This is a genomic window from Colwellia sp. MB3u-41, assembly GCF_014076845.1.
Classification (GTDB): Bacteria; Pseudomonadota; Gammaproteobacteria; order Enterobacterales; family Alteromonadaceae; genus Colwellia_A.
The window spans coordinates 43,157-67,851 of sequence record NZ_JACGUT010000073.1; the positions used below are offsets into that span (position 1 = coordinate 43,157).

At 38.3% G+C, this 24,695-nt stretch carries 17 protein-coding genes and 1 other RNA gene; 10 read left to right on the forward strand and 8 right to left on the reverse strand.

Annotated features, from left to right (window positions below):
- Positions 1-10 precede the first annotated feature (10 nt).
- From H4J73_RS07590 to H4J73_RS07615, 6 genes are all read right to left on the reverse strand, one after another.
- Positions 11-1,033 (reverse strand): extracellular solute-binding protein, encoded by a 1,023-nt coding sequence (locus H4J73_RS07590; RefSeq protein WP_182180906.1) that lies wholly within the window; start codon positions 1,031-1,033, stop codon positions 11-13.
- Positions 1,034-1,265: 232 nt separating this feature from the next.
- A complete protein-coding gene (locus H4J73_RS07595) occupies positions 1,266-2,246 on the reverse strand; it encodes a sterol desaturase family protein (protein WP_182180905.1) in 981 nt (326 codons plus the stop codon).
- 94 nt (positions 2,247-2,340) lie between these two features.
- Positions 2,341-4,554 (reverse strand): TonB-dependent receptor domain-containing protein, encoded by a 2,214-nt coding sequence (locus H4J73_RS07600; protein WP_182180904.1) that lies wholly within the window; start codon positions 4,552-4,554, stop codon positions 2,341-2,343.
- Entirely contained in the window at positions 4,554-5,828 is a 1,275-nt protein-coding gene (locus tag H4J73_RS07605) for an imelysin family protein (RefSeq protein WP_182223208.1), read from the reverse strand. Before H4J73_RS07605 ends, H4J73_RS07600 begins: the two co-directional genes overlap by 1 nt.
- Before the next feature lie 161 nt (positions 5,829-5,989).
- Positions 5,990-7,729, reverse strand: a complete 1,740-nt coding sequence (locus tag H4J73_RS07610) for a cadherin repeat domain-containing protein (protein WP_182180902.1) — start codon at positions 7,727-7,729, stop codon at positions 5,990-5,992.
- Between the two features lie 693 nt (positions 7,730-8,422).
- A complete protein-coding gene (locus tag H4J73_RS07615) occupies positions 8,423-8,908 on the reverse strand; it encodes a VOC family protein (protein ID WP_182180901.1) in 486 nt (161 codons plus the stop codon).
- A gap of 462 nt (positions 8,909-9,370) precedes the next feature.
- Between H4J73_RS07615 and H4J73_RS07620 the strand changes: the two genes are divergently transcribed.
- Both H4J73_RS07620 and H4J73_RS07625 read left to right on the forward strand, forming a co-directional pair.
- Positions 9,371-9,745 (forward strand): hypothetical protein, encoded by a 375-nt coding sequence (locus H4J73_RS07620; RefSeq protein ID WP_182223209.1) that lies wholly within the window; start codon positions 9,371-9,373, stop codon positions 9,743-9,745.
- A 102-nt stretch (positions 9,746-9,847) separates the two neighbouring features.
- Positions 9,848-11,833 (forward strand): TonB-dependent siderophore receptor, encoded by a 1,986-nt coding sequence (locus H4J73_RS07625; protein WP_182180899.1) that lies wholly within the window; start codon positions 9,848-9,850, stop codon positions 11,831-11,833.
- A 745-nt stretch (positions 11,834-12,578) separates the two neighbouring features.
- Here the strand turns inward: H4J73_RS07625 and ssrS are convergent.
- Positions 12,579-12,760, reverse strand: a non-coding RNA gene (gene ssrS, locus H4J73_RS07630) — 6S RNA.
- Between the two features lie 92 nt (positions 12,761-12,852).
- Entirely contained in the window at positions 12,853-13,161 is a 309-nt protein-coding gene (locus H4J73_RS07635; RefSeq protein WP_182180898.1) for a cell division protein ZapA, read from the reverse strand.
- 183 nt (positions 13,162-13,344) lie between these two features.
- Here H4J73_RS07635 and H4J73_RS07640 point away from each other — a divergent pair, with 183 nt between their 5' ends.
- From H4J73_RS07640 to H4J73_RS07675, 8 genes are all read left to right on the forward strand, one after another.
- Positions 13,345-13,914, forward strand: a complete 570-nt coding sequence (locus tag H4J73_RS07640) for a UPF0149 family protein (protein WP_182180897.1) — start codon at positions 13,345-13,347, stop codon at positions 13,912-13,914.
- Between the two features lie 14 nt (positions 13,915-13,928).
- Entirely contained in the window at positions 13,929-15,287 is a 1,359-nt protein-coding gene (gene pepP, locus H4J73_RS07645; protein ID WP_182180896.1) for a Xaa-Pro aminopeptidase, read from the forward strand.
- Positions 15,288-15,478: 191 nt separating this feature from the next.
- Positions 15,479-16,702 (forward strand): 2-octaprenyl-6-methoxyphenyl hydroxylase, encoded by a 1,224-nt coding sequence (gene ubiH, locus H4J73_RS07650; RefSeq protein WP_182180895.1) that lies wholly within the window; start codon positions 15,479-15,481, stop codon positions 16,700-16,702.
- Between the two features lie 68 nt (positions 16,703-16,770).
- Complete coding sequence (locus H4J73_RS07655; protein ID WP_182180894.1) at positions 16,771-18,039, forward strand: FAD-dependent monooxygenase; 1,269 nt, start codon at positions 16,771-16,773, stop codon at positions 18,037-18,039.
- A gap of 477 nt (positions 18,040-18,516) precedes the next feature.
- Entirely contained in the window at positions 18,517-19,605 is a 1,089-nt protein-coding gene (gene gcvT, locus H4J73_RS07660) for a glycine cleavage system aminomethyltransferase GcvT (protein WP_182180893.1), read from the forward strand.
- 183 nt (positions 19,606-19,788) lie between these two features.
- Positions 19,789-20,178, forward strand: a complete 390-nt coding sequence (gcvH, locus tag H4J73_RS07665) for a glycine cleavage system protein GcvH (RefSeq protein ID WP_182180892.1) — start codon at positions 19,789-19,791, stop codon at positions 20,176-20,178.
- Positions 20,179-20,421: 243 nt separating this feature from the next.
- Positions 20,422-23,313: an aminomethyl-transferring glycine dehydrogenase gene (gene gcvP, locus H4J73_RS07670; protein WP_182180891.1), complete on the forward strand. Its 2,892-nt coding sequence runs from the start codon at positions 20,422-20,424 to the stop codon at positions 23,311-23,313.
- 323 nt (positions 23,314-23,636) lie between these two features.
- The gene (locus tag H4J73_RS07675; RefSeq protein ID WP_182180890.1) at positions 23,637-24,266 is read left to right on the forward strand and encodes a heme-binding protein; all 630 of its coding nucleotides are present in this window, start codon (positions 23,637-23,639) and stop codon (positions 24,264-24,266) included.
- The last annotated feature ends 429 nt before the right edge of the window (positions 24,267-24,695 follow it).

Here is a 24,695-nt window from a genome sequence, read left to right on the forward strand (position 1 = left end):
TCATCATCCTTTATAAATCAAATTTAGCTTTATCTATAAGTTTAAGCGCTTCTTTTCTATACTTTGCGATCGATTCTAACGACAATGAATCTGCTTTAAACTTACCCCATGAGGCAACTAAATCAGATGGCATTACATCAGCTCTCACTGGATATTCCATATTCGTTTCAGCATAAAGCTTCTGTGCTTCTTTTGACACCAAGAATTCCATTAAAGCTTTAGCATTGTCATGATTAGGAGCATATTTTGCCATGCCCATTCCTGATATATTCACATGAGCACCCCGGTTATTTTGATTGGGGAAATTAATGTATACCGAATCAGCCCATAACTTCTGCTTTTCATCAACCAACATTTTGCCAAAATAGTAACTATTACCTAACGCTATATCACATAAGTTTTGATGAATTGCTTGTACTTGACCACGGTCATTACCCTGAGGTTTGCGGGCCAAGTTAACTTTAAACTTTTCTAACCAAGTGAGGGTCTCTGTTTTACCATGAGCAGCAATCATAGAGGCAACGAGTGCAATATTATATGAATGTTTACCGCTTCGAGTGCATATTCTTCCTTTATATTTAGTGTCAGCTAAATCTTCATAATTGATATTGATAGCACCCAAACGTTTAGCTGAATAAATATTACGAACACGTGTTGTAAGTGCATACCACGTATTGTCTGTAGCACGATATTGACTAGGAATTACATCAAGTAACGTTTTAGAGCTATAAGCTTGAAGTAGATCACGGTCATGTAATTCAATGAGCCGACTAATATCCGTCGTTAACAATATATCCGCGGGGCTATATTTACCTTCTCGGGCGAGACGTTCCGCCATGCCTTTTTTAGCAAAAATAACATTGACTTTAATCCCCGTTCTTTTTGTAAAAATGTCAAATAAAGGCTTAACTAAAAACTCTTGGCGGTAGGAATACACATTCACCTCATCACTAGCTTGTAAAGATGATGAAATAAGTAAAAAGCTAGTAAAAATTAGGAATAAATTTTTTCGGATGGACGCTATATTTTGCATTATATTACCCTGACAACGTTATGCCAGTCTCTGTCGACAGTATTTATAGGCTGGCAAGATTAAAGAAAACATTATAATTTGTCAATCTATTTGAGAATAATTCTTGTTTAGATTACTGCTCTAAGAGTCTTGTTCTCTTAGGAAATCAGTAGACTGGGTATATGTTATTTCCACTAACCACTATAACTAAAAAATATAGGGCAAATAATTTGAATTGAATAACATTAATATACTAAAAAAAACGAAAACGAAAACGTAATTTTCTATATACGTTAATAAAAGGTTGTAAATAAATACCCATTAGCGACCTATGTAATTCACCTTCTTTACCTATGCCAAAAGACAACGAACCAACCTCAGACGCATGCATAAAACAGTTGAACAAGCGATCCCAAAGGGATAATACCGTACCAAAGTTTTTATCAAAATGCTTAACGTTATCACTGTGGTGAATTTGATGCTGTGCAGGGCTTAAAAATAACCCTTCGATTTTATCTCCCCAACTTATCCTGATATGGCTATGACGGAGGTTCGAGCCCATAATATTAAACGCAAAAACAAAAATATTGGCACCAATTATATCAATCATTTTTAATGTGGGTCCAAATAAGTAATAGCATAAGCCAACCACAAAGCCTTGAGTTAATGCCATACGACAAGCATAGAAATAATTTTCAATAGGGTGTGAGCGATAGATAGTAAAGGGTGTTAGCACGGTTGCGGAATGATGAACTTTATGAAACTCCCACAGATAATGGCTTTTGTGTAAACAGTAATGCAATAAGAAACGAGTGAAATCATCAAAAATAAACAACAGTAGGGTAAAAACAGCCATAATGCTGGCCGATGATAGGGTAAGGGGTGTCATGGGCCCAAAGACCCATTCTATTGCCGATGAGATAGCTAATGCAATAGGCACCATAGTTAAAACAACAAAAGGAAATAATGCGGCCTTAAAAAGTTTGTTTACAATAAGCAAGGCATAATCGTTTAAAGCTGATCGGGCTAAAAAAACCTTCCTAGGAAATAAAAAGGCTATGAACCCTGGTTGCTTCTCTTGCGTTGGACCTGACTTAATTACCTTTTTTAGGTTAATAAAATACACTGCACTGGCAAATAGTAGTGCCGATAAAAGATAGCCCCAAAATAAGCGTTGGTTAGGATCTAGGATATAAAGGGCTAATTCTTTAAAGTTTGCGCTAAGAAAGTCCATAAATATAAATAACTTTTCGTAATAAGGTTAGAAATAAAAACGATAAGTATGACACTTAACGTTCTTATTTAAATTTAAACACGATTAACGCTAATTAGAAGCTATATTGATAGCCAATAGAAGCAGATCTAGGTTTACTAGGGCGAGCTCCATAAGGGCGTCGACTAACTATTTCTTGATTATCGAGTAAGTTATCAAGTTTAAGATAGATACTGCCCATATCTCCTAGTTCATAACTTGCAGCCATATCAACGATGGTTAGTGCTTGTGTTGTTACGCCAGACAGCAGAACATTTTCACCTGATGCTTCTCTCATTTCACCAATGTAGCGGGTAATTAAATTAACTTGCCAATTATTAGCCGTTAAACCAATATCAAGTGTTAATTGATTTTCAGGTAAATACGGTAAAGTATCTCCAACCTTAACGTCTCCCCACATACTAAAGTCAGAGCTAAATGCACTATCAAACTCGCCTTTAGTATAGGTGTAACTCAACAATACAGGTAAGTCATAGTCCGCCGATAGCTCATAGGTGTGTTTTGCACTTAATTCAAGGCCTATAACATTTGCTTTACCACTGTTGAACTCGCCATCAGTATTATCTTGACAAAGCGAGGCAGTTGAAAAAGAGCAGCTTTCTTTTAAATTTTCTATATCATTGTAAAATATAACCGCTTCAAGTTGGCTACTCTCGTCATGATAACGAGCACCTAACTCATAATTAATGCTATTTTCAATTTTAACACTGGTTGGCTCTTTTGGACTCGTCGGCACAAAACCTTCATGAACACCAAAAAACAGCCCTGAATGTTCAGACAATGTGTAAAACCCACTTAAACTTGGTAACCAAATATCAGTGCTTTTCTTTTGCCATTCACCTTCTTTACCTAGTGCTTCATTTTGGTAACTGGCATCAAGAAATTCACCACGTAGGCCAAAGGTTAAATCCAATGCACCTAACGTCATGGTATCTTTGAAAAAAACAGAAATAGCATCGGTTTTTTCTCTATTTGTATCTCCAGCAAGTGTGGCGCTACCATCACTCAGTAGTTCAGCCGAGGTCATTGTATACGCATCAGTAGTGTGATGTCGCTTGATTTGATCTTGATGGAACCTAAAGCCAACATTAAGCACATGTTTTACATCGAAAAGTGTATGGTAAACATATAACTCAGATTGAATACCTTGCGAATAATATTCTCGTTGGTTATCACCTAATATAATCTTTTCATATTCTCTTTCGGTGTCTCTTTGCCCCGTTAACACTTGATAAAAAGGTGCATTAGCATCTGTTTCAGGATTCGTTAAAATATCTTGTAAATCAGTGACTACCGCCCCTGCTTTAAAACCGTTAACTTTATTCCAAGAACGCTCGAAATCGTTACGGTACAAGCGAGTTGTCACATCAAAATTGTCATTACCAATAAAATGTGTGAACTGAACTTGTTGATGCTCCCAGTCCATTAAATCTTTTTGGCTGGCTACATAACGTCGATTAGCATTTTGCTTGAAATCAGCGTCAGTTAACCCTAAGTAGGTTTCATTTGATTTTTCATTAGCATGGGCTAGCTTCATTTCAACAATTTGATTATATTGGCTATTAGAAAAATTATATTGAAATTTAGTCATAATATCATTTTTATCAAATCCGGTATCACCACCACCGTCTAACGCTTTAAAACCATCCGCTTCGATATGCACCGCATCAATTAAATAGCCAAAATTGCCATTAGTGGTACCAAAGTAAGCTTTCGTTTTAGCATACCCATCAGATCCAAAGGCAAGGTCTATAGCACCTTCTTTGCTCTTAGGTACTTGGCGCGTTGTCATATTCAATGCACCCGCTACAGTATTGGGTCCATACTTAATTGCAGAAGGGCCTTTAAATACTTCTAGGGCAGTCATTTTGCTGATCATTGGAAAGTAATATGCTGCGGGTGCAGAATAGGGGGCAGGACCGATTAGTACACCATCTTCCATGATGGTGATTTTTTTACTGCGTTCCGGTGTCGCACCACGAAAACCTATATTAGGTCTTAAACCATAACCATCTTCTTCACGAATATTAACGCCAGGTACGCTATATAAAACACGGTTAATATCATCAAACTTAAATTTTTCTAATTCAACTTCACCAATTAACGTAGCGGCACCAGCTTCAGTACGCAATTTATCATTATGACCAATAATTTGAACACGTTCAGTGTATTCAGAAGGTGTATCGCTAGTACCGTCGTCAGCACTAACATTAGGATGAAAGGCAAAGGCAAAAACAACAGCAATATATTTATGCTTGTTAATCTTCATTAATCGTTATCTCCTGCGGATGTCGCGGGTAATTCAAGCGATAAACTGGTAATAAAATCTATTTTGAGTTTATCAGTGACTTCTTTAACATTGGCATGCGTTTGTGTTACTTGTGCTTCATTATTAACAAGAGCTTCAGCCAAACTATTTTGATAGTTTTGCACACCATCAATGGCTAGTTGAACGTCTGTAGACATTGAATCTGCTGTATCTTGATCGCCAACATCAATCAAATAATGAGTAAAACCAGTACCAGTCTTACCAGTTAAAAGTTTTTGAAATGCCAATAAGTTGTTTTCAATATTAGTAATAGAGTGATGTGCATATACTGATTCTACAACGTCAGGACAGGCTTGTGATCCACAGCTATTAGCCTGAAGCCCCAATGGGGTGGCTAACTTGCCATCTTTGGTGAATGTTTCTAAATAAAATAAACCATCACTGATAAGATTAATCGCTTTTAGTTCAGTGCTAAATTCGCTGCCTATACTACCCGCTGCTTTAAGTGCACTTGCAAAACCATTGTCGCCAGACCAGGCTGTTATTAATTCTTTAGCACTATTATTAACATCGCGAGCAGCTTCAACCGCAAATTCACATCGCGCGACCTTACGATATTCATCTGTTTGATTGTCCCAATTTTCAGGCTGAGTACTCGTAGTGCAACTATGATTAAGTTGTTCGTTAAACAATAAATATTCTATAGCGGCTAAACCACGTCGTGAAGGGGTACGTTTAGCAATATTAAATGGCTGTCCATTGACAATTCCAGCTTTAAAATTTACCACTTCAAAATCAACAGAGCATGAATTGACTACAGGCCAAGAATAAATTTTATCCCGTAATAATCCCTCATTATCAACCAAAGGACCAACTTTCATTACCTCTGCTTGTTGCCATACATTCATGGTGTTTCGCCATGCTGTCTTTGCATTATCACGCATAGCGTTAACTTGAACGGTTGTTGCATTACCCAAAGCTGCATCTGTTTCCATTTTACAATAGGCTGCTATCACTGGAATTTGTGCTGCTGATACTGTTGAAAATTGTTCAAAAATAGGCGTGATTATATTATCAGTAATGTTTTCAAGTAACGCTTGCTGAGTAAAGTTACTGCCGGGATTTGGCGTAGGGGGGGAGGGGGTTGGCGTAGGGACTGAAGTGGTACCAAAGTTTTCACCACTGCTGCTACTCGTACTTTCCCCACAAGCACTCACTAATAAAGCCGCAACGACGGCTATAGAGATTGCGGTGTGACTAATGTTAACTGACATTTTTTAACCCTATAATGCAAATATGAATGTTATAGATACTGATAATTCTTTATTTGTGAATAGCCTATACAAATTATTCACAAATAAATAATAACCAAGCCTTTATACGAAACAACTTAAGGCTTGGTTTGGTTTTAACTTAAAATATTACTAATGACTAACTACCAATTAGCAACGTTGTCAGCATCTAAGGCCAATGCTTCTTGCAATATATCACGCGCTTTTTCTAAGTCAGCAATGTAAGTCGTTACAGCCGTTTTATCAGCAGAGCCAAATGGGAGCAATACTGGTTTTTGTCCAAAGTGAACATGAATCTCAGCAAACTGAGCATCAGTGATCGGTGAATGAGGATTAAATTGTAAGCCTAATGCAAAACCTTTCATTTCAGACCAATGCTTAGCTACGTCTTCATAGTTATAATCATCGCCAGATTTATCTAAATCTGAACGTAGGTCATTAATATAATGAATAACCGTAGCAGCAATGGCTTTTTCCCATGCATTAACAACGATATCACGTTGTGCTTCAAGTGCTGTTGTTTGCTCAGCTGTAAATACAGAACCTACATTATCATTAATGATTTTACGAGCCGCTAAAAAGGCTTCCATGGCGTCTTTAGTAAAATTCGTTGGATTAGTATTACTTGCAGAGCCAATATCACGTTTAGCTGCATTAGCAGAGCTACCTAAATTTACTTCTGACGTTAAATCAAATAGACCATCACCGTCAGTGTCATGTTTACCATTCCAATCAATACGACCTGTGGTTGCATCGTCAGCCTTAACTTTCCCAGCAATCTCTTTATCGGTATATTCTAAATAATTACGAGCCGCGCCAAAGTAACCAAAACCTTCATCAAAACCATGTTCAAGGGCAGTATCTGCTTTACCAGTACCACGGGGATCAATATTGTCTATGGCTAAGCCTTCATCTAAATAATCATCAGTAGCTTGAGAGTAGGTGATGCTCATCAATAAGAATTTTTGAAGGAGTTGTTTTAAGTCAGTTCCATCAGTATTGACATAAACTTTAGTGATAGGACTATTTGTTGCTTCATCGAGGCGAATATTAGCATCAACCGCGTTATCAGCCAATTGATCAAAATAAGTGTCAACTAAGTCTTCTGGCGTCATGTTAGCGCCCGCGCCAACAAAACTAGTACCATCAGTCCAGTCTTTGCGCATACGGCTTGCATCATTACCTGCTATTTTACCAACTAAGTTTTTAGCACTTGAAGAGATATTGGTAATAAATGGTTGTTTGGTATCAACCAAGAAGTTCAACGAAAAGTTGTTTTCATATTGATTACTCGTGGTACGAAAATATGAGTTTAACTTAGCAAGTACCGCTGCTTTATCTGCAAATACATTTGCGTCTATATCGGCTTGTAGTTCACCACCAATATAACTGGTTAATTCAGAAATTAACGCATGACGAGCAATTTGCCCCGTATAACCAACACTTGATTCATCTGTAATTAATTTACTTTCAAATTTATAAGTATCCAATAAGTCATTAACAGTAATAGTGACTTCTTTCGAAAATGAAAGGCCTCCACTATCTGTAACTGTGATATTGGTAGCCAAAGATTCAGCATTTTCAAAGTTAGCCATAGCGTCAGTTTTTAAACTTAATTCATCGCCAGTAATAGCAAACAGTTCGTTATCAGTTGTGAAGGTAAATGTATCACCTGAGTTTGCATCAGTTGCTGACAATGTTCCAATGACTGCGCCTGCAGAATTTTCGTCTACAGTAATATTGCTAACTGCAACACCTGTTGGGGCGGTGTTAGCTGGCGCAACAGGTTCAGGGCTTGCTTCGTTAGTGCTTGAACCACCACATGCTGACAAAGTTAAGGATGCTGCTATTGTTAGCACAAGAGCTTTTATGTTCGTTTTCATGAGAGACCTTTAAGTTATAAATAATATAAATTTATATGATGCTTTTTTTATTGCGGTAACATTAACACTAATGTTAATGCGAATCAATATCATTATCAGTAACATTTGGTTCTTAAAAATTCTAAATCAGTGAAAATTCGCCTCTTACGTGAAAGCGTCGTTTTACCTGTTAAATTTAAGGAAACTGATTTTTTGAATGACAAACTGTCTAATGAAAGCGAAAAGTCCTGTTATCGTTAATAATTAAAGTAAGTACCCTCGATGCAACACCTAGTTTTGAAGCTCTTTAAATTCTCTTAATATTAACTTAGTATTTTTTAAGCCTAAGTATTAACATCTGAATAGGGTTTACTGTCGCTATTTATTAATGTATATATTTAGCTATTTATGGTTGAGACTTTAAATAAGTCGTCGCATAGATGATATGCTAAAGAGATAATCAAATCGTTCATACAAAATACTATTTTGAATCTAGTCTTATTATCTCTTTATTGATATTCGAATTTTATACGTATCGTTCGTATTTTATCGATAGTGTCGGTTATTTATCTTTATCTAAAAGGGTACAAAGTAACTTGGTATATTTTATAGATACCTTCACAAGTAAAGACAAAAATATTATTTTTCGACAACCAGGCACAAAAAAGGCCACCCTTAGGTAGCCTTCAAATAACGCGTTTTACGTTAAATATATTACTCGTAATCAGAAGCGTAAGTTTCTTCATAAGAGTGCGAGTAAAGCTCGAACAAATTACCAAAAGGGTCTTCTAAGTAAACCATTTGGGCTAGTTTGCTGTCGTCTTCTGGGTGGTAGCGATGGATGTCCATACGCACTTTGCCGCCATATTGTTCAGTACGTGCCATAGCACCTTCGAAGTCGTCTGTTTGAAGACAGAAATGGAAGATACCTAGGCGTGAGAAATCAACATCGTGACGTTCTTGGCGCTCTTTCATTTCAAACATTTCAACACCAATGCCGTCAGTTGTTACTAAATGTGCAATATTAAAGCCTTTAAAGCCCTCACCAAAAACAGCCACACACATTTTTCCTATGGCAGTTTCACGCTCTTCTTTTACCTTCGTGTTATTCATTACAATTTTTAGACCAAGCGCTTTAGTGTAAAATTCAACCGCTTTATCCATATCGCCAACCATGAGACCTACGTGATTCATTTTCATAACTTACTCCAAAATTATATTGATTAGTTCGTACTTCGTTCGATGAGGTAATACTACGCCTAATGTCACATAATTAAAAACAATCAATAATTATGATAATGATAACGTTTCGTTATCATTTTTTTTGGCGTTATTGAAGTGAAATACTGCTTAACAATAGTCAAACTACTCGGTAACTTTCTAAAGCAAAAAAGGGGCATAGCGCTACAATACTTGTACTGACTTTATCAGTTAAATTGACGTTAATGCGCTAACGTGTAAAGACCGTTATAGGGCAACTATATCTTTTTTAGTTAATTATTTAACCGCAACGTCTCTGACAAACTAAGCACAATAATTGAGAGCCGGCTAGTAAGCTTATTGTCAACATGTAACAGCCAACCAACATAAACTGATTTATGTTGGTTCACATATCACGAAGAAACTTTTATAATGCCGCGCAAATTGTATTTAGGGGTTTATATGTATAAAGTTTTTTCAAAAGTGTTAGTTATAGCTTTGATGCTTGTTGCCTTTACTGGGCAAGCAGTCGCCTTTAATACTGCTATGCCTTGTGAAACTTTAGTAGACTCTCTTTCCCCCAACATCAGTGAACCAGTAAATTATAACGATTCGAACTTACTTAATAACAACAGCTCAGAAGATTGCTGTGGTATTGAATGTTGTAATATGGATTGTACTTGCATTGCCAATGCGTGTTCATCATTTGTCTATTTTAATACTGACGTTGATGCAACGAAAACAGCCACTTTAACTGACGTTGCTTATATACCACAGCCTAAGCAACCTATATATATCGGTACTTTGCTCTATCGCCCTCCTATTTTTACCTTATAGAAATTTAAAAACACCAAAAATTGTCTACAACTTTTCAAGTTAATCAGCGCTATTGTGCTAATTAATGCTAGAGCAAGTACCAAGTAATATCTGAGGTAAAAAATGTTTAAAAAGTCATTAAGAACAACACTAGCAATACTGTTAATGCCTGCGTTTGCATACGCGAGTGAAAATAATAATAATAATAAAAATGAACATGAAGACAATCATGAGCATGTTGATAACAAGATTGAAAAAATTCAAGTAAGTGCTTCTCGTTTAGGTCGTATTGTCATTGAATCGGCAACACGAACCGAAATGATTAATGGCGAAGAAATACAAGAAAAAGCACTTATGCGTCCGGGTAATATCTCTATGTTAGTGGCTGAAACAGGTGGTGTTAGAGTACAAACGACATCGCCTGCGTTAGGGAGTTCCAACATCCGACTGCAAGGAATGTACGGACGTTATACGCAACTGTTAAGTGATGGTTTACCTTTATATGGTGGTCAAACAGCTTCAATAGGTTTGATGCAAATTCTTCCTACAGACCTTGCAAATGTTGAAATAATTAAAGGGTCTGCCTCTTCTCTTTATGGTGGCTCTGCACTTGGTGGGGTGATCAATTTAATTTCACGCACTCCCACTGATAATTATGAAGGCGAAGTGTTGGTCAATGCGACCTCTAAAAATGGTCAAGATATGACTTCCTACTTTGCATCACCTTTAACTAGCGCCTTAAGCGCATCGGTTACTGCCGGAATTCATCACCAAGAAAAGCAAGACTTAGATGACGATGGTTGGATCGATATGGCTGGCTATGAAAGGGCTAGCGTTCGTCCTCGTTTCTATTGGCAAGACGATAATGGTGCCAACCTTTACGTTACATTAGGGGCAATGACAGAGCAAAGGGATGGCGGTACCTTAGGTGAGTCTACTGTACCTGATGGTAACGGGTTCTCTCAAACACAGGACACGCGTAGAACAGATGTTGGTTTTATATATGATCAACCATTAGGGGAAGTGTTGAATTTAAATATCCGTGGTTCAGCAATGAATCAAGACCACGAGCATCAATTTGGTGCTGTTCAAGAGGATGATAGCCACGAAAGTACGTTAATCGAGTCGAGCTTATCAGGGTATTCTGATAAAACGGCATGGCTTGTTGGGGTAGCGCTTCAATCTGAGAAGTTCAAATCTGATACTTTTGCTCAATTTGATTATGCTTATCAAGTGCCGGGATTATTTTCGCAACTTGATTATGAAGCAAGCGATGATATTTCCATGTCTCTTAGTGCTCGCACTGACTGGCATAGTGAATATGGTACACAAGTAAGCCCTCGGGTTTCCTTGCTATACAGCCCACAGAACTGGACGATTAGGGGGGCATACGGACAAGGGTTTTTCGCACCAAGCCCATTTATTGAAGACATTGATGAAGCTGGTTTATCGCGTCTTGCGCCGCTAGAAAACCTTGAAGAGGAGCGTGCATCAACCGCTTCTATCGATATTAGCTATGTGCTGGGCAGTGTAGAAACCAGCCTAACATTATTCGCGTCAGATATTGAGAACGTTACTGAATTAGACGTCATTAATGGTGTTTCGGATAAACGAGTTCGACTCGTCAATGCTGCTGGCGAAACTGAAATTAGTGGTGCTGAATTATTGCTACGTTATCGCTGGCGAGATATTAAATTTACGGGGAGCTATTTATACACAGACGCCACTAAAGAAGGTGACTCTAGTGTTAACCGAGTAGCTTTGGCGTTAACACCACAACACTCTGCCGGCCTTGTTGTTATGTGGGAAGAGCACGGAAGTCATTTGCTCGGGTTTGAAGCTTATTATACTGGTACACAGCAGCTTGAGAACAACCCGTATCGAGATCGTAGCCAGCCTTATTGGCATCTAGGACTGTTAGGTCAAATTACCATAGGACAAGTCAGTTTCTTTGTTAATGCTGAAAACTTGTTAAACGTGCAACAAACTAAGGAAGACTCTTTGGTGTTGCCTGAACAAGCACCTAGTGGTCGATGGACAACAGATATTTGGTCAAGAAATGATGGTTTTACCGTTAATGCTGGTTTACGTTTTAAATTTGGCGGTTAACACTACAATATATTAGGACAACAATTTATTGATTTAGCGTTATTTAATTAAACCTTTGGGGTTAGCACCGTTATTTTTAGTTATAACCCTATTCGAATAACTAATGCTTTATGCTGGCAGAATATGATCACTGAGCTGTTTAATACCGCCCAGTGATCAGTGTTACCTTTACAAGTAAAAGCTCGAATATTCTAAATATAGCAGCACGTTTTTTGAAATAACCCCAAAAAAATTATATAGAATTATTAGATTATATTGGTACGAGTAAAAAGCTTATGGATAAGCCAAATAGTAATTTCGTGAATTATTGTAGAGAAAAGGATGCTTCCAAGGTGCCGCAGTCGACTTTAGTTCTGAACACTGGGTGTTTTCTAGTATTGCGCGGAGGTATTCGGTTTGACTAAACAAATAAGCTTATGGATAAGCCAAACAATAATGTCGTAAATTATTGTAGAGAAAAAGATGCTTCCAAGGTGCCGCAGTGGACTTTAGTTCTGAACACTGGGTGTTTTCTAGTATTGCGCGGAGGTATTCGGTTTTGACTAAACAAATAAGCTTATGAATAAGCCAAACAATAATGTCATAAATTATTGTAAAGAAAATGATGCTTCCAAGGTGCCGCAGTGGACTTTAGTTCTGAACACTGGGTGTTTTCTAGTATTGCGCGGAGGTATTCGGTTTTGACTAAAAAAATAAGCTTATGAATAAGCCAAACAATAATTTCGTGAACTATTGTAGAGAAAAAGATGCTTCCAAGGTGCCGCAGTCGACTTTAGTCCTGAACACCGGGTGTTCAGGGCGGAGGTATCATTTCAACCGTAGGCTTCCCGATACGAGCCGGGCTTGCACAATAGCTAATAATCAACTTCCTAAGGTAAAACTTATCGGCTCAGGGACATAGTTAACATACAAACACCCCAGAAGACGAAGCTAGTATAGCTAATTTTTTAAAGCGAATTAAGTGTTTTTTTGTAAGTTTGGTTTGTTTGTTTTTTTAGTGTGCAGAGGTTGCTGAAAAATTAGGCTTTCTTGCGGTATTCAGCCGTTACAGCTTCTTTAATGGTCGATTGTAGTAAATCAATTTTGCTTTGCAGTGCAGCGCGCTCTTGGATAAGTTCTTTACGAGCGGCTAATAAATCGTTCGATAAATTAAGTGCTGTCATTACAAGTGATTGTTCAGGGGTTTTTATTGAGTAAGCTTTACTGTCTGTTAGCAAGCGTTGGTTTAATTCTTCCGCAGCTAATAGTAAAGATGATTCTTGCCCAGCAGGACATGAAATCTTTAATCTTCTATTTGCAACTTCAATGGTAACCGAGTGTTGACTCATAACAGGTGATTCTCACAAAAACGTCTTAATTAATAGTAATATATGCGTATCTCAGCACTATATCGATGACCCGTTCACTATGCAAGCGTTCTGTAGGGTTTTCTCCTTTAATCTATAGCATCATAAAAGCGTGAATGTTACGATACCTAGCATTAACTCACGCATTTTATTGATGATTAAAACATGTCCAACGAAACCTCTTTAGACTTTGCCTCAGTGCAAGCAATTCTTACCTCCGAAAGCATTACGGCCCATGGCTCAGAATTACATGGTGTATTAACCGGCTTAGTATGCGCGGGTTTTACCTTTGAAAGTGAAGACTATATCGTGATGATTAATGACTTGTTTAACAATGGCGAAGGCTTACCTCGCGAAGTTAAGTCTTTGGTGAAGTCAATGTTCGCACAAGTTTGGAGTGACATTATTGATGACACTTATAGTTTTCAACTGATGTTACCCGATGACGACGACAGTATTGTTGAACGCGGCCATGCGTTAAGTGTTTGGGTACAAGGCTTCAACTTAGGGTTTGGCTTACAACAAAAAAACAAAGCAGTACTATCAGAAGACGTTAAAGAAGTACTGATTGATTTTGCTGAAATTGCTAATTTGTCTGACGAAATGGAAGAAGATGAAGACACCGAGCAAGCCTACTTTGAAATAGCTGAATATGTCAGAATTTCTGCCTTATTATGTTTTACTGAGCTAGGCTCACCGCCAGAAAGTAAAAGCACAGAAGAAACTGTTCACTAAAAGAAATATTAGCCATGACAACATCCACGTTAGTTCAAAATACTTTATTACCGTTGACAGAGTTCACTGCCCGTCGCGATCAGTTTTTTAGGTCGATGCCAACGAATTCTATTGCGATATTTTCTGCCGCACAAGAAGTCACCCGTAGTAACGATACAGAATATGCTTTTTGCCAAGATAAAAACTTTTATTATCTAACTGGCTATAACGAACCTGATGCCATTTTAGTACTGACTAAATCGGATAAAGAAGGCATGAACAGTGTTTTATTTAACCGCGACAAAGACCCGCTGCAAGAAATATGGCATGGCAGGCGAGTAGGGCAAACACAAGCGGTTGAACATTATGGTGTAGATAATTGTTTTTCATTAAGTGAAGTAGACCAATACCTTCCTGATTACATTGCTAATAAAAGTCACTTATTGTTTTGCCAAGGAAAAAGTGAAGCATTTGATAAGCAAATCTATGCATGGTTATCAACGGTTAAAGCGAAAAGTCGCCAGGGCGTTAAAGCGCCGACACAACTCGTTGATTGTCGAGCAACAATAGAAGAAATGCGTTTAATCAAAAGTGCCGGCGAACTTGAAATTATGCGTCGTGTTAACGTGATCAGTGGTGCGGCTCATGCCCGAGCAATGAAACAGTCGGCGATAGGTAAGTATGAATACCAATTAGAAGCTGAAATATTGCATGAATTTGCAAATAATGGTGCAAGACACCCAGCTTACGGCACTATTGTTGCTGGCGGTGATAATGGCAATATTTTGCATTACACTAATAATGACGATGTACTAAAAAATAATGAATTGATTTTGATTGATGCAGGTGGAGAACTCAGTGGATATGCCGCAGATATTACGCGTACATTTCCGGTTAATGGCAAGTTCACAAAAGCACAACGAGAAATTTATCAGCTGGTACTTGATGCACAAAATTTAGCGATTAACGCAATAAAGCCACAAGCGACTTTTGCAGAGCTTAATGTTTTAGTGAATAACTTTCTCACAACAGGTTTGCACCGTATGGGCATTTTGTTAGGAAATATAGATGTATTACTCGAAGAAAAAGCCTGTAAAAAATACTTTATTCATGGTTTAGGCCATTGGCTAGGGCTTGATGTGCATGATGTCGGTAATTATCAATCAAACGAAAAACGTGAGCAATGTCGAGTTTTTGAGCAAGGAATGGTAATGACCATAGAACCTGGTATTTATATTCCACTTGATGACTTTAGTGTTGATGAAAAATGGCGTGGGATCGCGGTAAGAATTGAAGATAACATCGCGGTTACTGATCAAAGTCATGAAAACTTAACCGTAAATGCGCCAAAATCAATCACTGAAATAGAGCAAGTAATGGCTGTGAATCAATAGTTTACTGTTTTTTTGCACTGAATTTTTTTGTCCTACTGAACTTGCTCACTTAAATGTACGTACTGAACCTTTATTAGTAACAATGATTTTGTGTTTCAGTACTCAGTTAGAATGAGCGCTGCAAATGAACTCAGCAACTCAGATTTTTAATCTTCATATCAAGCGACTGACGTAAATAGCCAAAATTAACTATGAAAAAAGAATTTGATATTGTAATTTCAGGTGGAGGATTATCGGGTGCATTAATGGCCTTGAGTCTAATCGACTGCGAAAATGAAAGTGGACAACCATTATCTATTGCTATTGTTGAAGCGAAGCCGGTATTAAAAGATCCGACATTAACGTTTGATGATCGTGTTTTAGCGCTTTCACATGGCACTGCCACTTACTTGCAAAACTTAGGTGTTTGGCAACAGCTAAAGCGTGTCGCAGAGCCCATTAAAAATATTCATATTTCTGATCGAGGCTTTTACGGTAAAGCTCGACTCTATGGTGAACATCATCAAGTTAATGCGCTGGGCTTTGTCGTTGAAATGTCGTTGATTGGGCAAGTATTATTAGCCCACTTAAAAGAAAAAAATCAATTAAAGTGTAATCTTACTTGGTTTACGCCTGACAAAATCACAGATATTACTTGGCAAAAAAATCAGGTTGAACTGACACTCAATTCTGAAATACAGCTAAGCGCAAAACTCTTACTCGCCTGCGATGGTGTGCACTCCGCTTGTCGACAATTTGCGAACATTTCAGTACAAGAGTCTGATTATGGACAATCAGCACTCATTACCAATGTTAGTACCGCTATCGCTCATAATAACCTTGCGTTTGAACGTTTCACAGAAACGGGTCCTATTGCGATGTTACCGCTGTCAAAACAGGGGAGCGTAACAAATGATAGCCGCTGCTCTTTGGTGTGGACATTGCCTCCTGAACAAGCCAGTAGAATGGCGACATTGAGTGAAACGCAATTTAAAGAAGAGCTTGAAAGTGCCTTTGGTAGCTGGCTTGGTGCAATAACCCAAGTGGGTAAACGTGATGTTTATCCACTAAAATTGTTAATGGCCGATGAACAAGTATTTCATCGTATGGCACTTATTGGCAATGCTTCTCATACGATTCATCCGATAGCAGGACAAGGCTTTAACCTTGGCGTGAGAGACGTTAAGCAAATGGCTGAGCTTATTAAGCAGTCGCTAAAAAATAATCAAGATGTCGGACAGTTTTCTGCGCTGAGTGACTATGCCTCGCAGAGAAAATATGATCATCAGCACGTTATTGGTTTAACCGATTCATTAGTCACACTTTTTTCAAATACGTTGCCCCCCTTAGTAGCGGGTCGTAATGTTGGCTTGAAAGTAATGAACTATCTATCGCCATTGAAAAATACCTTGGTTAGAAAAACCATGGGATATTAGTGATTAAGTTTCTCGACAGTTACTCGAGGACTAGAACGTAAAACAATTCAAAAATTAAGAAGAATAACATGCAAAAATTTGATGTATTAATTGTTGGTGGTGGCATGGTGGGATTAACCTTAGCATTAGCCATACGAAAGCAAACAGAGCTAACGGTCGCTATTGTCGACACTTCACCGCCAGATGAATTGTCAGAAAAGTCAGATGTTCGAGTCAGCGCACTCAATGTTGCCAGCAAACAAATTTTTGATAACCTTGATGTTTGGCCTTTAATTGAGCAAAAAAGGATCCAAGCTTACACCGATATGCATGTTTGGGATAAAGCGGGTTTTGGCAAACTGCTTTTTTCTTGTGACGATTCACAGCAAAATTCAGCGAGTGAACAGTTAGGTTGGATTGTTGAAAACAGTGTTATACGCCTAAGCCTTTGGCAAAAAGCACAAGCTGACCATGGCATCACTTTTTACACTGAAAATACCTTAAGTAATATTAGTCTTGGCGAAAGTGAAGCTTTTATTAGTTTTGCGTCAACTAGCGGTGAACCTCTGCCAATAACGGCTAAATTAGTGGTTGGAGCAGACGGGGCAAACTCTTGGGTTCGAGGTCAAATGGACATCCCCTTAACCTTTCGTGATTATGACCATCACGCTATTGTTGCTACAGTTAAATGTTCACAAGGTCATCAAAATACCGCATGGCAAGTTTTTCTAGCAACTGGCCCATTAGCATTACTTCCCCTTAATGACTCGGGTGGTACGCAAGACCTATGTTCAATTGTTTGGTCAACATCCCCTGAAGATGCCGTGCGTTTGAATGGCTTATCCCCCGAGGAATTTTCAAAAGCATTAACAGCTGCAAGTGATGGGAAATTAGGAAATGTTGAATTACAGAGTGAGCGATTTACTCATCCTTTAACCATGCGTATGGCACAAAATTTTGTACAAGACCGTATCGCTTTGGTTGGTGACGCGGCGCATACTATTCATCCACTAGCAGGTCAGGGCGTTAACCTAGGGTTACTTGATGCAGTATCGTTAGCACAGATTATGAGTGAAAAAATAGCCAAGCACAAAGCATCAACTGATGTTTGGTTAACAACGCGGTTACTAAACGAATATTCACGCTGGCGTAAAGCTGAAGCGATGGAAATGGTTGCGGCAATGGAAGCTATTAAACAAACATTTACACCTCAGCAAGGCGCAGTAAAGTTGGTTAGAGGTTTAGGTTTGTCGTTAATTAATCATATTAAACCAATAAAACAACTGATGATTAAGCAAGCCTTGGGTCTGAAAAGTGATTTACCTAAGCTGGCGCAAGTAAAAGACAAGTTAATTTAAAAATATTTATATCAATAGTTTACGTGCAGCCTTTAATTTTTATGTTGACTTTTTTGTCCTGATTTTTCATGCTATTTTTTAAAATTTGCCCCAAATGTTGTACTTAAATAACTTTTATTAGAGACAAAAATCACCGCTTAAGTCAGCCATTCTACTGCCTCGGTCTTGATATTATTTGTATGTAAATTAACTCTCTTTGTAGAAATTAAAGGTTCGTAAAAAGTACAAAATAAAATCCCAACATTTGATTTTTTAAGGAAGTAAATTTGATTATAGTTTGGTTAGGTGGTCTTTTTGGAAATTAAGTTTGGATTAATATATTTATCTTGTTTTAAATTTGTATTTTTGGCTATTTTCTTTGTTTTTAGTTGAATAGGTGGCTTTGCGCGGCTATAATCTCACCAATTATTTTGTAAATATACTGCCTTTAAGCTCGGCTTATTGGCGAATTCATACAATTAAAGTGGAATACATACGATGACTAATAAAACCGTATTACATGCTAAGCACATTGAAGCTGGCGCAAAACTAGTTGATTTTCACGGTTGGGAAATGCCAATTAACTACGGCTCACAAATAGAAGAGCATCATGCTGTTCGAACCGATGCTGGTATGTTTGATGTTTCACACATGACTATTGTTGATATTAAAGGCAGCGACGCAAAAGCATATTTACGCCGTTTAGTGATTAACGATGTTGCAAAATTAGAGGTTGCTGGTAAAGCCCTTTACACCGGAATGTTAAATAACGAAGGTGGTGTTATTGATGATTTGATCATTTACTTCTTCACTGAAACTTATTACCGCTTAGTCGTTAACTCAGCGACGCGTGTAAAAGATTTAGCGTGGATGAATGAACAAGCATCTGGTTTTGACATCACTATTACCGAACGTCCTGAATTCGGTATGATTGCCGTGCAAGGGCCACAAGCTAAAGCTAAAGTTGCTACCCTATTAACGCTAGAGCAAACCCAAGCGGTTGAAGGCATGAAGCCATTTTTTGGTGTTCAAGCGGGTGATTTGTTTATTGCGACTACCGGTTACACCGGTGAGAACGGTTACGAAATCGTTGTTCCAGAAGACCAAGCAGCAGATTTATGGCAAAAACTATTAGACGCAGGTGTAGCACCTTGTGGTCTAGGCGCTCGTGATACCTTGCGCTTAGAAGCAGGCATGAATCTTTATGGTTTAGATATGGACGAAACTGTTTCGCCATTAGCGGCTAACATGGCATGGACCATTAGCTGGGAACCAACAGATCGTGATTTTATTGGCCGTGAAGTATTAACTGCCCAAAAAGCTGCTGGCGACCAACCTAAACTTGTTGGCTTAGTCTTTGAAGAAAAAGGCGTACTACGCACCGGTCTTAAAGTGATTACGCCATTTGGTGAAGGTATTATTACCTCAGGCACATTCTCGCCAACACTAGGTCATAGTATTGCTATGGCACGTGTACCTCGCAGTGTAAGCTTAGGTGACACCGTTGAAGTAGAAATGCGTAAAAAATTAGTGAACGTTAAAGTGATTAAAGCAAGCTTTGTTCGCAACGGTAAAAAAGTTTTTTAATCAATTTTTTACCATAAAATTTGATATAGAACGATGTAGAATTATAAAGTTAAACTCGGGTAAAATTTATTTACGCGAGTTCAATTTCGAATGATAATTAAGCTATAGTATTTAATTGTGAGCAAATAGTAGCAATTAACATGAGTTTTCGATAAATAATAATTAACTTCAGGAAAATAAAAAATGAGCAACATTCCTTCAGAACTAAAATATGCAACATCACACGAATGGGTACGTCAAGAAGGTAACGGCGTAGTTACTGTCGGTATTACTGAGCACGCGCAAGACTTATTAGGTGATATGGTATTTGTTGAATTACCTGATGTTGATGATGAGATAAGTACTGGTGACGACGTTGCAGTAGCTGAATCTGTAAAAGCGGCTTCAGATATCTACGCACCTATTTCAGGTAAGGTTATTGAAGTAAATGAAGACTTAGAAGATTCTCCTGAATTAGTTAACTCAGATGCTTTTGGCGCGGGTTGGTTATTCAAGGTTCAACTAGCTGACGAAGCAGAGTTAGATGCTTTATTAGATGCTGAAGGTTATGAAAATTCTATTGACGAAGACTAATTTCGGGCACCTTTAGCGTTTATGCTGCGTTGCTTTTGTTACTCGTCTAACTCACTTACTTTTTAAACCTTTACTTAAAGGCTTACTAAGGTCATAAGACTGATAACTCTAGCGCTATACCTAAAAGCTAACTATTTACAAAATCTGTTATTAAGCCTCTAACTGATTGTTTGGGGCTTTATCTTAGTTACGCTGTAACTAAAGACCCAGTTAATTCATTACCCACTTAAGAGAAGCTGTTTTATGACTACTCAATCAAAATCACTTGCTTATTTAGAGCAAACTCAAGACTTTATTCGTCGTCACATTGGCCCTAATGCCGAACAAACCCAAGCGATGTTAAATGACATTGGCGTAGAGTCAGTTGATGCACTTATCAATGAAATCGTACCAAGTGATATTCGTTTATCAGCGTTGCCTGCTATTGAAGAAAGTAAAACAGAAGCGCAAGCCTTAAGCGATTTAAAAGCGGTTGCAAACTTAAATAAAGTAAACGATACCTACATTGGTTTAGGTTACTACGGCACCCTAACACCGAACGTTATTTTGCGTAACGTGTTAGAAAATCCAGGCTGGTATACGGCTTACACGCCCTACCAACCAGAAATTGCACAAGGGCGTTTAGAGTCGTTATTAAACTATCAGCAAATGTGTATCGACCTTACCGGTTTAGAGCTTGCCTCTGCTTCATTATTGGATGAAGGTACTGCGGCTGCTGAAGCTATGGCATTAGCAAAGCGTGTTTCTAAAAATAAAAAATCAAATTTATTCTTTATCTCAAGTGATGTTTATCCACAAACTATTGACGTTGTTAAACAACGTGCAGAAATGTTTGATTTTGAAGTTATCGTTGCTCCTGCAAATGAAGCCGCAGACCACGATATTTTTGGTGCTTTATTACAATACCCAAGTGCAACGGGTGAAGTAACAGACATAAGCGAGTTAATTGAAAAAATTCACGCAAACAAAGGTATTGTTGCGGTAGCCGCCGATATCATGAGTTTAGTGATGTTAAAAGCACCGGGTGAATTAGGTGCTGATGCCGTTATTGGTTCAAGCCAGCGTTTTGGTGTTCCAATGGGCTACGGCGGACCACACGCCGCATTTTTCACTACCTCTGAAAAATACAAACGTTCATTACCTGGCCGTATTATTGGTGTTTCTAAAGATACTCGCGGTAATGCTGCATTACGTATGGCAATGCAAACGCGTGAACAACATATTCGTCGTGAAAAAGCTAACTCAAACATTTGTACCGCACAGGTGTTATTAGCGAACATGGCAGCGTTTTACGCGGTATACCATGGCCCTAAAGGTTTAAAAATAATTGCTAACCGTATACATCGTTTCGCAGATATTTTATGCTTAGGTACAGCAACTAAAGGCTTAACAGCTATTCATGCTAACTACTTTGATACCTTAACGTTCAATTTAGATAATAAAGAAGAAATCGTTGCACGCGCATTAGCGGCTGGCGTTAACTTCCGCACTGACGTTACGGGTCAAATCAGTATTTCTATTGATGAAACAACAACTCGTGAGAACATTGCCGGTTTATTTGATATATTATTAGGCACAGACCATGGTTTAAACGTTAGCGACCTTGACGATAAAATACTCAGCAGCGGCCATTCTTCAATTCCTGCATCACTTGTGCGTGAATCTGAAATATTGACTCATCCGGTATTTAATTCATACCACAGCGAAACAGAAATGCTTCGTTATATCAAAAGATTAGAAAACAAAGATTTAGCATTGAATCATTCAATGATTTCTTTGGGTTCTTGTACAATGAAGTTAAATGCAACCGCACAGATGATCCCAGTATCATGGCCTGAATTTGCTAATATGCATCCATTTGCACCGATTGACCAAGCTCAAGGTTATAAGCAAATGATTGATGAGTTAGGCGATTGGTTAGTAGAGCTTACAGGTTACGACAATATTTCAATGCAACCAAATTCTGGTGCTCAAGGTGAGTATGCAGGATTAATTGCAATTGTTAAATATCATGAAAGTCGTGGCGATGCACATCGTAACATCTGTTTAATTCCATCTTCTGCTCACGGTACAAACCCTGCGTCTGCGCAAATGGTTGGCATGAAAGTTGTTGTAGTTGCCTGTGATAAAGAAGGTAACGTTGACATGGAGGACTTGCAGACTAAAGCAAGCGAAATGGCCGACAATCTTGCCTGTATTATGATCACTTACCCGTCAACGCACGGTGTATATGAAACAACCGTAGCAGAAATTTGTAATATCGTTCATGACAGTGGTGGCCAAGTTTACCTCGACGGCGCGAACATGAACGCACAAGTAGGTGTAACGTCTCCAGGTTATATTGGCGCAGACGTTTCTCACTTAAACTTACATAAAACTTTTGCTATTCCACACGGTGGTGGTGGCCCAGGTATGGGACCTATTGGTGTTAAAGCACATCTTGCACCATTCTTGCCTGATCATGCATTAATTACTGTTGATGACAGCACTAAAGGTAACGGCGCAGTTGCAGCAGCACCCTTTGGTAGTGCAGGTATTTTATGTATTTCTTACCTTTACTGTGCAATGTTAGGTAAGCAAGGTGTTACTGATGCGACCAAATATGCGATTACTAACGCTAACTACTTAGCTAAAAAGTTAAGCCAACATTACCCGCTTTTATATGCAGGAAAAAATGGTCGTGTAGCTCACGAATGTATTATTGATTTACGTCCACTTAAAGCAGCGTCAGGTATTACCGAAGTTGATATAGCAAAACGTTTAATCGATTATGGTTTTCACGCACCAACCATGTCGTTCCCAGTAGCGGGCACTTTCATGATTGAGCCTACAGAGTCAGAGTCTAAAGTTGAACTTGACCGTTTCGTTGAAGCGATGGTTTCTATTCGCGACGAAGTACGTAAAGTTGAATCAGGTGAATGGTCAAGTGATAACAACCCACTTCATAACGCGCCACATACGTTAGCCGATATTACTGATACTTGGGATCGTGCTTATACGATTAAAGAAGCGGTATTCCCGGTTCCAGCTGCAGCAAAAAATAAATTTTGGCCAACAGTTAACCGTATTGATGATGTTTACGGAGACCGTAACCTAATTTGTTCATGTCCTCCAATTGAAAGTTATATCGATTAATTGATCACATGTTGAGGATCGTTAATGAAGTTGGTTAACGATTTAATGAAGTTGGTTAACGATTTAATGAAGATGGTTAACTTCCCATTATAATAATTTAAAAGGCGAATCAGAAATGATTCGCCTTTTTACTTATTACGGTTAGAAAAGTGAGCCGATATCGGCTTTCTTGTAATTCAGGACTAGTCAACTGCAACCAACAGGTTTTATTGAAGATAAAATTTAATGTTGAATTGAACTAATTTCCCAGTTTTACGTATCTATTCTTAATAAAAAATAAAAACAGTGAGAAGCACTGTTTTATAAGACCTCAAGGAAACTCTATGAAATTACTTTTCGCACTTCTTGTTCCACTGATTTTGGCCGGTTGCTCCGTGTTTGGAGAAAGTGGAGTTGAAAACGCGCCTTATACACTATTGAAATCTGATCAGGTACAGAAAATTGAAGTGCGTAACTATGAATCGATAGTGTTAGTGTCCTCTGACATGTCAGCCGATGGAATGAACAGTGCTTTTAGAAATCTGTTCAGCTACATCACTGGTGAGAATGAAGGCTCCACAAAAATAGCCATGACAGCACCTGTACTGATGGATGAATCAGAAGCAGTATCTAAGGGTACTAAAATCGCTATGACCGCTCCGGTGTTTATGAAAGAGCGATCAGAACAACAAGTCATGTCATTTGTAATGCCTGCCGACTTTACGATACAAAGTACCCCTAAGCCAACCAATCCAGACGTCTGGATAACAGAGGTGAAGGATTACAAAGTAGTGGTGATAAAATTCAGCGGGCTACTCAGTGATAGTAATGTTGAAACACAAACCCAAATCCTCAATAGCTGGATAGCGAAAAACGGCTATACCGCAGTTAGCGAGCCTATTAACGCAGCCTACAATGGTCCTTTCACTATCCCATGGCTTCGCCACAACGAAGTGTTAATTGAAGTAATCTAGCCCAAAATGCATTACTATTGGTTGCTGTAAATACCAGTTAGGGTATCTATTTTCCCTCCGACTTACTTGCTCTTGTTCAAGACGAAACATTTAAATGTCTGCTTTTACGAATAGCGTTCACTCACAAAATAGTCACAAGGGGTAGCTTCTAGCAAAAGCATAAGTCTAATTTTTTGCTCCTTTGGAGCACCATTGATGAGCTAGCCTTATAGTCACAAATTTAATTACCCCAATAGACTAACTAATTAATTGATATGAAAATGGCACCAGTCACAAACTTAATGGCCAAATGACATTAAGTTTGTGACAGTTTAAAAAGGCGAATCAGAAATGATTCGCTTTTTTTTTATAAATACCGATTATCATGAAATATCGGGATGAAATATTGGAGGATGAAAGGATGAAATATTGGAGGATGAAAGGATGAAA